Source organism: Streptomyces sp. NPDC022910 (assembly GCF_055561075.1).
In genome coordinates, this window is record NZ_JBVHHL010000009.1 from 42,497 (window position 1) to 55,395 (window position 12,899).

Annotated in this window: 8 protein-coding genes; 4 read left to right on the forward strand and 4 right to left on the reverse strand. The window is 71.2% G+C overall.

From position 1 onward, the window contains the following. Positions 1–2: 2 nt before the first annotated feature. A complete protein-coding gene (locus ACZ3TS_RS11415; RefSeq protein WP_467616530.1) occupies positions 3–929 on the reverse strand; it encodes an oxidoreductase in 927 nt (308 codons plus the stop codon). An 87-nt stretch (positions 930–1,016) separates the two neighbouring features. Here ACZ3TS_RS11415 and ACZ3TS_RS11420 point away from each other — a divergent pair, with 87 nt between their 5' ends. Then, positions 1,017–1,478, forward strand: coding sequence for an excalibur calcium-binding domain-containing protein (locus tag ACZ3TS_RS11420; protein ID WP_467616218.1), 462 nt, complete (start codon positions 1,017–1,019; stop codon positions 1,476–1,478). Positions 1,479–1,588: 110 nt separating this feature from the next. On the opposite strand, the gene ppdK is transcribed toward ACZ3TS_RS11420, so the two are convergent. Together ppdK and ACZ3TS_RS11430 are read right to left on the reverse strand one after the other, a co-directional pair. Continuing rightward, positions 1,589–4,330, reverse strand: a complete 2,742-nt coding sequence (gene ppdK / locus ACZ3TS_RS11425) for a pyruvate, phosphate dikinase (RefSeq protein ID WP_467616221.1) — start codon at positions 4,328–4,330, stop codon at positions 1,589–1,591. Positions 4,331–4,775: 445 nt separating this feature from the next. Continuing rightward, complete coding sequence (locus ACZ3TS_RS11430; RefSeq protein WP_467616223.1) at positions 4,776–5,996, reverse strand: ROK family protein; 1,221 nt, start codon at positions 5,994–5,996, stop codon at positions 4,776–4,778. Positions 5,997–6,117: 121 nt separating this feature from the next. Here ACZ3TS_RS11430 and ACZ3TS_RS11435 point away from each other — a divergent pair, with 121 nt between their 5' ends. The 3 genes from ACZ3TS_RS11435 (at position 6,118) to ACZ3TS_RS11445 (ending at position 11,621) form a co-directional block, all read left to right on the forward strand. Next, positions 6,118–7,698: an MGH1-like glycoside hydrolase domain-containing protein gene (locus ACZ3TS_RS11435; RefSeq protein WP_467616226.1), complete on the forward strand. Its 1,581-nt coding sequence runs from the start codon at positions 6,118–6,120 to the stop codon at positions 7,696–7,698. Further along, complete coding sequence (locus ACZ3TS_RS11440) at positions 7,695–9,632, forward strand: amylo-alpha-1,6-glucosidase (protein WP_467616228.1); 1,938 nt, start codon at positions 7,695–7,697, stop codon at positions 9,630–9,632. The genes ACZ3TS_RS11435 and ACZ3TS_RS11440 overlap by 4 nt, the downstream gene beginning before the upstream one ends. A 195-nt stretch (positions 9,633–9,827) precedes the next feature. Further along, positions 9,828–11,621, forward strand: coding sequence for a sulfatase-like hydrolase/transferase (locus tag ACZ3TS_RS11445; RefSeq protein WP_467616229.1), 1,794 nt, complete (start codon positions 9,828–9,830; stop codon positions 11,619–11,621). A 9-nt stretch (positions 11,622–11,630) separates the two neighbouring features. On the opposite strand, the gene dusB is transcribed toward ACZ3TS_RS11445, so the two are convergent. After that, complete coding sequence (gene dusB, locus ACZ3TS_RS11450; RefSeq protein WP_467616230.1) at positions 11,631–12,863, reverse strand: tRNA dihydrouridine synthase DusB; 1,233 nt, start codon at positions 12,861–12,863, stop codon at positions 11,631–11,633. Positions 12,864–12,899: the final 36 nt, after the last annotated feature.

The window sequence follows — 12,899 nt, forward strand, 5'->3', positions numbered from 1 at the left end:
GGTCACGCCTTCAAGGCGTCGTACGTCACCCCCGTGAGCCACTCGGAGGCGGTCCACAGCCGCCCTGCCACCGCGTCGTCGAGGGTCCACGGCGCTCGCCGGGACGGTGCCGGCGCGCCGCGCCACATCGCGAAGGAGGGCCCGGTGAAGGAGTCGGGGCGGACGCCGGGCGCGGTCGCCGCATACAGCGCGGGCAGCGCGCCCGTCTCCGCCGACTGGGCGAAGATCCGGTTGCCGATCTCCATCAGCCGCTCGGCGCCTCTGCGCCCCGCCGCCCGGGGACCGGCGGTCTGCAGGTTGGTGGCCGCGTACCCGGGGTGGGCCGCGGCCGCGACCACGTCGGCCCCGGTCGCGGCCAGCCGGCGTGCCAGCTCGTGCGTGAAGAGCAGGTTGGCCGTCTTGGAGCGGGCGTAGGCCACCCAAGGCCGGTAGCGGCGCTCGCTGTTGAGGTCGTGGATGTCGATGTTGGCCAGCGCGTGCACCATGCTGGACACGGTCACCACCCGCGCCCCGGGGGCGACGAGCAGGGCGGGAAGCAGCAGCCCCGTGAGCGCGAAGTGCCCCAGATGGTTGACCCCGAACTGGGTCTCGAACCCGTCCGCCGTCGTCCCGTACGGCAGCGCCATCACCCCGGCGTTGTTGACGAGCAGATCGAGCCGCTCGTACGGGAGGGAAGCCGCGAACTCCCGCACGGAGGCCAGGTCCCCGAGGTCGAGCCGCGCGAACTCCACCGCGGCGCCCGGCACCTCTCCGGCGATCCGCTCCTGCGCACCCCTCCCCCGCGCCTCGCTCCGGCAGGCGAGCACCACCCGCGCGCCACCGCGCGCGAGTTCCCGCGCGGCGACGTATCCGAGCCCGCTGTTGGCTCCGGTGACGACGGCGACGCGGCCGCCCAGGTCGGGAATGTCGGTCACGCGCCAGCCCGGCATGTTCATCACGAAACCATCACCGTTCCTTCATAAACGGCAGCCCGGGATTACGGTCGTGCCCGCATCCGACGCATCTGGGGGGACGATATGACCAACCCGTACACCACGCCACCCGTACCGCAGCCCGTCCGCCCCGCCCCGAGATGGGCCCGGAAGCGGTATGTGCTCACCGCGCTGGGCCTGGCCCTCTTCCTCGGCGCCGGCATCGGCGTCGGCGACCAGGACACGAAGACCGACGCGAAACCGGCGGCGGCCGGGCCGACGCCGACCGTCACCGTCACGGCGACCGCCACCGCCACGCAGACCGCAGAGCCCGAACCCGCCGCCACGGTGACCGCCACGAAGACCGTCCGGGCCACGAAGACCGTCACCGCCCAGCCCGCCGCAGGCGGTGGATCCGACGATGGCGCCAGCTCCGGCGGCGCCAGCGTCTACTACGCCAACTGCAGCGAGGCACGGGCCGCCGGTGCCGCGCCCGTCCACCGCGGCGACCCCGGCTACGCCGCCCATCTGGACCGCGACGGCGACGGCGTCGCCTGCGAGAGCTGACGGCATGCGAAGGGGCGGCACCCCCGCACAGGGTGCCGCCCCTCCTGGTGCACCGGGACCGTCGTGGTGTCGGTGAGGGTCGGGGACACCGACGTCGGTCCCGGGGTCTCCTACCGGTGGTCGCTGCCCTCCGCCTGCGACGCCGCCCGGCCCGCCTCCAGACGGGCCACCGGGATCCGGAACGGCGAGCAGGAGACGTAGTCGAGGCCGACCTCGTGGAAGAAGTGGACCGACTCGGGGTCGCCGCCGTGCTCACCGCAGACGCCGAGCTTGAGGTCCGGACGGGTGGCGCGGCCGGCCTGGGCGGCGGCCTTCACCAGGGAGCCGACGCCGTCCTTGTCGATCGTCTCGAACGGGCTGACGCCGAAGATGCCCTTCTCCAGGTAGGCCGTGAAGAACGACGCCTCCACGTCGTCCCGGCTAAAGCCCCACACCGTCTGGGTCAGGTCGTTCGTGCCGAAGGAGAAGAACTCGGCGGCCTCGGCGATCTGACCCGCGGTCAACGCGGCCCGCGGCAGCTCGATCATCGTGCCGATCGCCAGCCTCAGCCGTGCGCCCGAGGCCGCCTCGACCTCGGCGATGACCCGGTCGGCCTCCTCGCGCACGATCTCCAGCTCCTGGACGGTGCCGACCAACGGGATCATGATCTCCGCGCGCGGGTCGCCCTTGGCGGCCTTGCGCTCGGCGGCCGCCTCCGCGATGGCCCGCACCTGCATCGTGAACAGGCCCGGGATCACCAGCCCGAGGCGCACCCCGCGCAGACCCAGCATCGGGTTCTGCTCGTGCAGGCGGTGCACGGCCTGGAGCAGGCGCAGCTCGTTCTCGTGCGGCTCCTGACGGGACTCCGCCAGCGCCACACGCACCGACAGCTCGGTGATGTCGGGCAGGAACTCGTGCAGCGGCGGGTCCAGCAGACGGATGGTCACCGGGAGCCCGTCCATCGCCTCGAAGAGTTCCACGAAGTCCTGCTTCTGCAGCGGAAGCAGCTCCTTCAGGGATTCCTCGCGCTCGGCCTCCGTGTCCGCCAGGATCAGGCGCTCGACCAGCTCACGCCGGTCGCCGAGGAACATGTGCTCCGTACGGCACAGGCCGATGCCCTGCGCGCCGAAGCGCCGCGCGCGCAGCGCGTCCTCGGCGTTGTCCGCGTTCGCGCGGACGCGCAGGCGCCGCTTGCGGTCGGCGAACGCCATGATCCGGTGCACGGCCTCGACCAGTTCGTCGGCGTCGTCGGCGCCCGCGTGCATCCGGCCCTCGAAGTACTCCACCACCGGGGAGGGGACGACCGGGACCTCGCCGAGGTACACCTTTCCGCTCGACCCGTCGATCGAGATGACGTCGCCCTCCTCGACGACGTGCCCGCCGGGCACGGTCATCCGCCTGCGCTTGGTGTCGACCTCCAGCTCCTCCGCGCCGCACACACAGGTCTTGCCCATGCCGCGCGCGACCACGGCCGCGTGGGAGGTCTTGCCGCCGCGCGACGTCAGGATGCCCTCGGCCGCGATCATGCCGTCCAGGTCGTCCGGGTTGGTCTCGCGACGCACGAGGATGACCTTCTCGCCCGAGCGCGACCACTTGACCGCGGTGTACGAGTCGAAGACCGCCTTGCCGACCGCCGCTCCCGGCGAGGCCGCGATGCCCCGGCCGACCTGCTCGACCTTCGCGTGTTCGTCGAAGCGCGGGAACATCAGCTGGGCGAGCTGGGCGCCGGTGACGCGCTGCAGCGCCTCCGCCTCGTCGATCAGGCCCTGGTCCACCAGCTGCGTCGCGATACGGAAGGCCGCGCCCGCCGTGCGCTTGCCGACGCGGGTCTGCAGCATCCACAGCTGACCGCGCTCGATGGTGAACTCGATGTCGCAGAGGTCCTTGTAGTGGTTCTCCAGCGTCTCCATGATCTGCATCAGCTGGTCGTACGACTTCTTGTCGATCCGCTCCAGCTCGGCGAGCGGGACCGTGTTGCGGATGCCCGCGACCACGTCCTCGCCCTGGGCGTTCTGCAGGTAGTCGCCGTACACACCCTGGTGGCCGGAGGCGGGGTCGCGGGTGAAGGCGACACCGGTACCGGAGTCCGGACCCAGGTTGCCGAAGACCATCGAGCAGACGTTCACGGCCGTGCCCAGGTCGTGCGGGATGCGCTCCTGGCGGCGGTAGAGCTTCGCCCGGTCGCCGTTCCACGAGTCGAAGACCGCCTTGATGGCGAGGTCCATCTGCTCACGCGGGTCCTGCGGGAAGTCGCGCCCGGCCTCGGCCTTGACGATCTTCTTGAACTTGGTGACCAGCTTCTTGAGGTCCGCGGCCTCCAGCTCCGTGTCGACCGTGACCTTCTTGGCCGCCTTGGCCGCCTCCAGCGCGTCCTCGAAGAGGTCGCCGTCGACGCCGAGGACGGTCTTGCCGAACATCTGGATGAGGCGGCGGTACGAGTCCCACGCGAAGCGCTCGTCGCCGGCCTGCTGCGCCAGGCCCTGCACGGACTTGTCGGAGAGACCGATGTTCAGGACGGTGTCCATCATGCCCGGCATCGAGAACTTCGCACCGGAACGGACCGAGACCAGCAGCGGGTTGTCGGCCTGGCCGAGCTTCTTGCCCATCCGCTCCTCGAGCGCGCCGAGGTGTGCACTCACCTCGTCACGCAGTGCCGCGGGCTCCTCACCGCTGTCCAGGTAGACCTTGCAGGCCTCCGTGGTGATGGTGAAGCCCGGAGGGACGGGCAGACCCAGGTTGGTCATCTCGGCGAGGTTCGCACCCTTGCCGCCGAGGAGGTCCTTGAGGTCCTTGTTGCCTTCGGTGAAGTCGTAAACGAACTTCACGCCCTCGGCGCCGTTCTCAGCTACGTGGGGATCTTTGTTTTCCGACACGGTCTCGACTCCTCGAGGACGCGGTGGCTGCCCTGACGGCGAGGAACATACCCAGATCGAAGGCGTCTGGGTACGTCCACTTGCGCGTCATGCGCCTGTAACCACTCGTCCGCCACTGGATCGAAAGTCAAGGCTCGGCAAGTCAACACGCGCGGATGTTTTCACTTCTTGAACACGTCGGCACCCCGGGAGCCGCGCCCACCGCTCATGTGAGCGGGTTTCCACACGTCTGATTTCGATCGATGAACGATCAAGATGTGGCACTGAGTGCCACTCTTTGAGAAGTGCAGACGCCCAAGATCCGCTCATCTGAGCGCAACCCTTATCAAGGGTGGCGAGAATCACGCTAAGCGAGGCGCTGCGATTTCACCATGCGGACGCCGCATCCGAACGGAAACACGGTCGTCACGCGACAAAGACCACGCCCCTCGCGTACCGCGTCCCTTCACACGCCGAGCGCGAGCAGCCGCTCCTCCACCCGCTCCGGCGCGTAGAGGTGCTCGACGACCAGGGCGCCCGCTCCGATCAGGCCCGCCCGCTCGCCGAGCCGCGAGGTCACCACGTCCAGGTGCGCCGTGGAGCGGGGCAGCGCCCGCTGGTACAGGAGTTCCCGTACGCCCGTGAGGAAGGGGGTTCCGGCCAGGTCACCCGCGACCATCAGCACCCCGGGGTTCAGCAGGGTCACGACGGTCGCCAGGACCTCCCCGACCCGCCGCCCAGCCTCCCGTGCGAGCGCGGCCGCCTCCGGGTGCCCGGCGGTCAGTAGATCCCGTACGTCCGAGCCCGAGGCGGCCGGCACGCCCGCCTCCGCGAGCCGACGCGCTACGGCACCCCCGCTCGCGACGGCGGCCAGGCAGCCGTACGAACCGCAGCGGCACAGCGCGCCGGCGCCCTCGGGGACGCGGATGTGCCCGATGTCCCCCGCGCCGCCGTCGATGCCGCGGTATATCCGGCCGTCGACCACCACGCCCGCACCGATGCCGGTGGAGACTTTGACCAGGACGAACGCCGAGCAGTCCGGGTTTCCGGTGCGCTGTTCGCCGTACGCCATCAGGTTCGCGTCGTTGTCGACCAGCACGGGCACGTCGACGGAGCCGTGGGTGTGCTCCACGAAGGCACGGCCGATGCGCGCTTTGATGTCGTAGCCGTCCCAGCCGGGCATGATCGGCGGCTGGACGACCCGGCCGGTGTCACTGTCGACGGGTCCGGGGACGGCGAGCCCGATCCCGCAGACCTCGTGCGCCCGATGACCTGCCTTCTCGAGCAGTTCGGCGAACCAGCGGCCCAGTTCGCCGAGCACGGCGTCCGGGCCGTCCTCGATGACCAGCGTCCCGCTGTGCTCGGCCAGGATCTCGCCGGTCAGCGAGAGTACGGCGGCGCGGGCGTGCCGGGTGTCCAGGTCCGCGGCGAGCACCACCGCGTGGGCGTCGTCGAACTCCAGGGTGATCGAGGGTCGGCCGCCGAGCGGGGAGTCGACCGGTCCGCCCGCCCCCTCGCGCAGCCAGCCGGCCCGGAAGAGACGGTCCAGGCGCTGGCCGACCGTGGCCCGGGACAGGCCCGTGGCCTGCTGCAGGGCACCACGGGTCGTGGCGCGGCCACTGCGCACCAGTTCGAGCAGATCTCCGGCGCTGACCTGGCTGCCCGGCTTCCCCGCCCTTCCGGTCATGCGCACCCCCTTGCGTTCACCAACCTTGCATTACATATTGAGTTTTGCATGTTAAATAGACGTAACCCTACGGTAGCTACTTCCGAACCGCTCGGCCGGACGTCTTTCGGGGGAGACCTGAGTGGACCGCACCACGCAACTCACCGCCCGCCGCACGGAACTCACGGGTCCCGTGCGCACCTCCAGCCCTCCGCCGGCGTCCGGTCCGCGTGCGACCGTCCCTGTCGGAAGGCGTGTATACGATCCGGCCCGGCCCGCCGGGTCACTGCACGTCAGGGCGGCACAGGTGCTGGACGGCAACTGGACGGGGACGTCCACGGTGCCCTCGCGTGGCCTGTATCCGCACCAGTGGTCCTGGGACTCGGCGTTCATCGCGATCGGACTGCGGCACGTCTCTCCGCTGAGGGCGCAGACGGAGCTGGAGACGCTGCTCGACGCCCAGTGGGCGGACGGGCGGATCCCGCACATCGTCTTCAACCCCTCCGTGCCGTTCGACGCGTACTTCCCGAGTCCGGACTTCTGGCGCTCCTCGACCGCGGGGCGCGCTGCGGGCGCCCCGCGCACCGTACAGACCTCGGGCATCGTGCAGCCACCGGTGCACGCGCTGGCGGCCTGGCTGGTGCACCTCGCCGACCCGGGGCTGTCCAGGGCACGCGGCTTCCTGCCCCGCGTCCACCCACGGCTCGCGGCCTGGCACCGCTATCTGCTGCACCGCCGCGACCTGGGGGGTGGCGGGCTCGCCTCGGTGGTCCACCCCTGGGAGCAGGGCATGGACAACAGCCCCACCTGGGACGCGCCGCTGTCCCGGATCACGCCGGCCCCGGCCCGCACCTTCCGCCGTGCCGACCTCGACCACGGCGCGCCCGAGGACCGGCCGACGGACCTGGACTACGGGCGGTACGTGCGGCTGGCGACGGATTACCGCGACGGCGAATATGCCGACGGGGCAGACGAGGGGGCGGCCCGCAGGGCCTCCGTTGAGGGTGGGGGTGGGAGACGGGTGGGCGAGTTCGCGGTGGAGGACCCCCGGGCGGGCGAGTTCGCGGTGGAGGACCCGGCGTTCAACGCGCTGCTGATCGCGTCGGAGCACGCGCTGGCCCGGATCGCGTACGAGCTGGGCGCGACGGGCACGGCGAGGCACGCCCGCGCGGAGCGGCTGACGACGGCCCTCGTCGCCCGTCTCTGGGACCCGGCGGAGGGGATGTTCTTCTGCCGGGACGTGCGCGGCGGGTCCCTCGTCCCCGAGCGCAGCGTCTCCGGACTCGTCCCGCTGATCCTGCCCGCCCTCCCCGGTGACGTCGCCGCCGCACTCGTCCGTACGCTGCGGGGGCCGCATTTCGGGCTCGGCGGCGCCACCCGGCTCGTGCCGAGTTACGACCTGCTGGGCGAGGCATTCGATCCGCACCGGTACTGGCGCGGGCCCGCCTGGTTCAACATCGGTTGGCTGCTGGAGTCCGGCCTGCGGCTGCACGGGGAGCAGACGCAGGCCGACGGGCTGCGCGAGGCCCTGCTGGAGACGGCGGACGCCTCGGACTTCGCGGAGTACGTCGACCCGTACACCGGCGAGGCATGCGGCGCTCTCGGCTTCAGCTGGACGGCCGCCCTCACGCTCGACCTGCTGCACCAACGCCCCGGACACGGCGTGTCCTTCATGGGCAACGACACGTTCGACAGGAGCGACAAGGGAGGGGACCGGGGATGACGGACCGGCATCATCTGCTCGTGCGCGGCGGGACGTTCGCCGCCGTGGGCGACAGCGGCGACATCAGCGGGGTGCGGGGCGGCGGCTCCCCGGCCGGGTTGTTCGTACGCGACGCGCGGCACCTGAGCCGGTGGCAGCTCACCGTCGACGGCGCCGTGCCCGAGACGCTCACGCCGGTCGCCGACGGGGACACGGCCCGCTGCGTCCTCGTCCCGCGCGGCGGCCGCCAGGAGCCGCCCGCGCACACCCTCTTCCGTGAACAGGCCGTCGCCGACGGCACGTTCGTGGAGTCGCTGCGTGTCACCAGCAACCGCCCGGTGCCGACGACCGTCCGCATCGCGGTCACCGCGGACGCCGACTTCACCGACCAGTTCGAACTGCGCTCCGACCACCGCACGTACACCAAGACGGGTGCCGTGCGCTCCCGTCAAGTCCTCGACGACGGAGTGGAGTTCAGCTACCGGCGCGGCGAGTGGCGGTCCTCTACGACCGTCACGGCCGAGCCCCCGCCGGACACCGTGGAGGAGACGGGTACGGGTGCCCGCCGGCTGGTCTGGACGCTGGACCTGGAGCCGCACGGGACGGCGGAGCTGATGCTGCGGGTCGCCGCCCGGCCGCACGGGACGGCGCAGGTCCCGTTGGTCCCAGCGTCCCCCGCCGCGGCCAACGACCAACTTCTCGCCTTGGAAGGCGAGTTCATGGAGGGCGTGGCCTTCCCCACCGGCTGGCCCGAGCTGGCCACGGCCTGCGCACGGGGTCTGTCCGACCTCGCCGCGCTCCAGGTCCCGGCGACGGGCCCGGACGGCGAGGAACTGCTTGTCCCCGCGGCAGGCGCCCCCTGGTTCCTCACACTGCTCGGCCGTGACGCGCTCCTCACCTCCCTCTTCGCACTGCCCTACCTCCCGCAGCTGGCCGCGGCCACGCTGCCCGCACTGGCCGCGGCACAGGCGACCGAGGTCGGCACGCGTTCGGTGGCCCAGCCGGGGAAGATCGTGCACGAGGTGCGGCACGGGGAGCTGGCGCACTTCGAGCAGGTGCCGTACGGGCGGTACTACGGCTCGGTCGACGCGACACCTCTCTTCCTGGTGCTGCTCGGGGCGTACGTCGAGCACACCGGTGACGTGGCGACGGCCCGCCGCCTGGAACCCCACGCGCGCGCGGCGATCGGCTGGATGCTGGACCACGGCGGGCTCACCTCGCGCGGCTATCTCGTCTACCGCGCCGACCAGGGCGGTCTCGCCAACCAGAACTGGAAGGACTCTCCCGGCGCGATCTGCGGCGCCGACGGCAGTCGTCCCAACGGACCCGTGATGGCGGCGGGCGCGCAAGGGTACGCGTACGACGCACTGCGCCGCACCGCGCACCTGGCACGCACGGTGTGGGACGACGAGGTGTACGCGGCGTTGCTGGAACAGACGGCGGGAGATCTGCGCGACCGCTTCCAGCGGGACTTCTGGATGGACGACCACGCCTTCCCGGCGCTGGCGCTGGACGGCGAGGGCCGCCAGGTGGACGCGCTGGCGTCCGACGCGGGCCATCTGCTGTGGTCGGGCCTGCTGGACAAGCAGTACGGGGAGCTGGTGGGCAGGCGCCTGCTGGAGCCCGACTTCTTCTCCGGCTGGGGCGTGCGCACTCTGGCCGCGGACCAGGCGGCGTACCACCCGTTGTCGTACCACCGCGGCTCGGTCTGGCCGCACGACAACGCGCTCATCACGCTGGGGCTCGCGCGCTATGGGCTGCACGACGAGGCGCGTACGGTCGCGCACGCGCTGGTCGACGCGGCGACGGTGACGGGTCACCGGCTGCCTGAGGTGCTCGCCGGGTACGGCCGCGACACGCATCCGGAGCCGGTGCCGTATCCGCACGCCTGCGTCCGTGAGTCCCGCTCGGCGGCGACCCCGCTCGCGCTGCTCACCGCGGTCGGCGGCGCCTAGCGCGGCGCCGGGGGCCGGTTGACCTGGGATTTGCCGGGTGTTTGCCGAGCGCTGGGGCGCCGTGGTTGAACGCACGTACGCGGCCGCCCGTACGGGATGACGGCGGGCCCCAGCCTCCCCGGCGTGGCCCGCCGTCCACCACGGGCTTCGCACGGAAGGACCCTCGGGTTGCCTCTCAACACACGCTCACGACAGATGACGGACAAGGTTGGGGCGGCCACGGACGGAGTCCTGCCGGTGGAGGAGGAGCGACCGGACGATGCGGCGCAGGAGCCGCCGCAGGACACGGAGGCCCGGCCCGCGGCGACCGCCGTCCCCCGCCGCCCCCGCCGCCTGCGCACCTGGTGGGCCGCTCACCCCGTCGCCGCCCGTGTACTCGGCATCACCGTCACCGTTCTCGCCGGTGCCCTCGTCGTCGCCTCGTTCCTCCTGCCCAACAAACCCGGCTTCCGGCCCACGGTGTTCCTGCGGATACCGGTGGAGGCGCTGATCGGCGCCGTCGTGCTGACCGCCCTGCCGCGGCGGCCGCGGCTGGTCGTGGCCTGGCTCGGCGGGATCACGCTCGGCGTGCTGACCCTGCTCGACCTGCTCGACATCGGCTTCTACCAGTACCTCGGCCGCGGCTTCAACGTCATCCTCGACTGGCCCCTGTTCAGCGACGCGTACGCCTACCTCAAGGACACGCTGGGCGGAGCGGGCGCCGTCGGTGTCCTGGTCCTGGCCGTCGCGCTCCTCCTCGTCGTGCCCGCCGTCTCGGCGCTCGCCGTCGTCCGGGTCAGCAACGTGATGGCCCGGCACCGCACCACCACCACACGCACCGTCCTGGTCCTCAGCATGGTGTGGATGACCTGCACGGCCCTCGGCCTCCAGGTCAGCGGTATGCAGCTCGCCTCCGACCACACCGTCACGCTGCTCCAGGCCCGCGCCGACAACCTTCGCGCGACCATCCGCGACGAGCGGGAGTTCGCCAAGACCGCCCAGGCCGACGCGTTCGGCAACACCCCGGCCTCCCAGCTCGTGCCCGATCTGCGCGGCAAGGACATGATCTTCACGTTCATCGAGAGCTACGGACGCAGCGCGGTCGAGGATCCGATCATGGCGCCCGGTGTCGACAAGACACTCGACGCGAGCACCCAGGCCCTGGCCGAGGCGGGCTTCCACGCGAAGAGCGGCTGGCTGACCTCGGCGACATACGGCGGCAGCAGCTGGCTGGGCCACTCCACGTTCATGTCGGGCCTGTGGGTCGACAACCAGAACCGCTACCGCACGGTGACCGCGAGCGACCACCTCACCCTCACCGAGGCGTTCAAGAAGACCGGCGCCTGGGACACCGTCGGCGTCATGCCGGGCGTGCAGAAGGGCTGGCCGGAGGCGAAGTGGTACGGCCTCGACAAGGTCTACAACGCGTTCCAACTGGGCTACGAGGGGCCGAAGTTCAGCTGGTCGACCATGCCGGACCAGTACACGCTGGAGCAGTTCCAGCAGCGAGTGCACGGCAAGAAGCACGACAAGCCGCTGGCGTCGTTCGTCATCCTGACCTCCAGCCACCAGCCGTGGGCGCCGATCCCGAAGATGGTCGGCTGGGACCAGCTGGGCGACGGCTCGATCTTCGACGCCATCCAGAAGGCGGGCAACAAACCGGCGGACATCATCGCCGACTCGACCCGGTCCAAGGAGGAGTACGGCAAGTCCGTCCAGTACTCGGTGACCGCCCTGACCCAGTGGCTCGAGCGCTACGGCAACGACAACACCGTGCTCGTCTTCCTCGGCGACCACCAGCCCATCTCCCGCGTCAGCGGGAACCACGCCAGCCGTGACGTGCCGTGCGCGATCGTCGCCAAGGACCCGAAGGTGCTCGACAAGATCGCCGACTGGGGCTGGTCGGACGGACTGCGGCCCGCGCACGACGCCCCGGTGTGGAAGATGAGCTCGTTCCGCGACCGCTTCCTGACGGCCTACGGCTCCACCCCGCACCCGTCGAAGAACTAGGCCCCCGCCTCAGCCCCCGGACGTGTCCAGTTCCGCGTCCTCGCTGATGCCCGCGCAGTCGTACGGGTCCTTCAGCCAGCCGTCCGGCAGCACCACCCGGTTGTTGCCGGACGTACGGCCGCGGGGCCCGTCGGCGCCCACCGGCCAGGGCTGGTCGAGGTCCAACTCATCGAGGCCGGCGCGCAGTTCCGCCAGGGACGACGTGATCGCGAGCCGCTTGCGCATCTCCGAGCCGACCGCGAAGCCCTTCAGATACCAGGCCACGTGCTTGCGGAAGTCGATGACGCCGCGCGCCTCGTCGCCGATCCACTCGCCGAGCAGCGTGGCGTGCCGGACCATGACGTCGGCCACTTCGCGGAGGGCAGGGCGCACACCGCCTCCATCGGCGCCTCCGGCACGGGCCCCGGTGCGTCCCTCGAAGGCCGCCACCAGGTCCGCGAACAGCCACGGCCGCCCCAGGCAGCCCCGGCCCACGACCACTCCGTCGCAGCCCGTCTCACGCACCATCCGCAGCGCGTCGTCGGCCGACCAGATGTCGCCGTTGCCGAGCACCGGAATCTCCGGAACGTGTTCCTTCAGCCGTGCGATGGCGTCCCAGTCCGCCGTACCGCCGTAGTGCTGAGCGGCGGTGCGCCCGTGCAGCGCGATGGCCGTCACGCCCTCCTCGACGGCGATCCGCCCGGCGTCCAGGTAGGTGATGTGGTCGTCGTCGATGCCCTTGCGCATCTTCATGGTGACCGGGAGGTCGCCCGCGCCGCTCACGGCCTCGCGCAGGATCGCCCGCAGCAGGTTGCGCTTGTACGGCAGCGCGGACCCGCCGCCCTTGCGGGTCACCTTCGGCACCGGACAGCCGAAGTTCAGGTCGATGTGGTCGGCGAGGTCCTCCTCCGCGATCATGCGGACGGCCTTGCCGACGGTCGCCGGGTCCACGCCGTACAGCTGGATAGAGCGCGGCTGCTCGGTCGCGTCGAACGTGATCAGCTGCATGGTCTTGTCGTTGCGCTCGACCAGCGCCCGGGTCGTGATCATCTCGCTCACGAACAGTCCCTTGCCACCGCTGAACTCCCGGCACAGCGTGCGGAACGGCGCGTTCGTGATGCCGGCCATGGGCGCGAGCACGACGGGCGGCTGCACATGGTGCGGGCCGATGCGCAGTTCCGGGTTCGTCGTGGTCGGGTCGATCGTGGCCGGGTCGATCGTGGCCGGGTCGATCGTGGCCGGGTTCGTCGTGGGCGTGGACATTCCCCCATTGTCACGTACATCGAGGGGTATCCGTCA

What these genes read in the sequence shown, in the direction of transcription:
- ACZ3TS_RS11445 (WP_467616229.1), top strand. Translation starts at nt 9,828, where the DNA reads ATGACGGACAAGGTTGGGGCGGCCACGGACGGAGTCCTGCCGGTGGAG.
- ACZ3TS_RS11415 (WP_467616530.1), bottom strand. Translation starts at nt 929, where the DNA reads ATGCCGGGCTGGCGCGTGACCGACATTCCCGACCTGGGCGGCCGCGTC.
- ACZ3TS_RS11420 (WP_467616218.1), top strand. Translation starts at nt 1,017, where the DNA reads ATGACCAACCCGTACACCACGCCACCCGTACCGCAGCCCGTCCGCCCC.
- dusB (WP_467616230.1), bottom strand. Translation starts at nt 12,863, where the DNA reads ATGTCCACGCCCACGACGAACCCGGCCACGATCGACCCGGCCACGATC.
- ACZ3TS_RS11440 (WP_467616228.1), top strand. Translation starts at nt 7,695, where the DNA reads ATGACGGACCGGCATCATCTGCTCGTGCGCGGCGGGACGTTCGCCGCC.
- ACZ3TS_RS11430 (WP_467616223.1), bottom strand. Translation starts at nt 5,996, where the DNA reads ATGACCGGAAGGGCGGGGAAGCCGGGCAGCCAGGTCAGCGCCGGAGAT.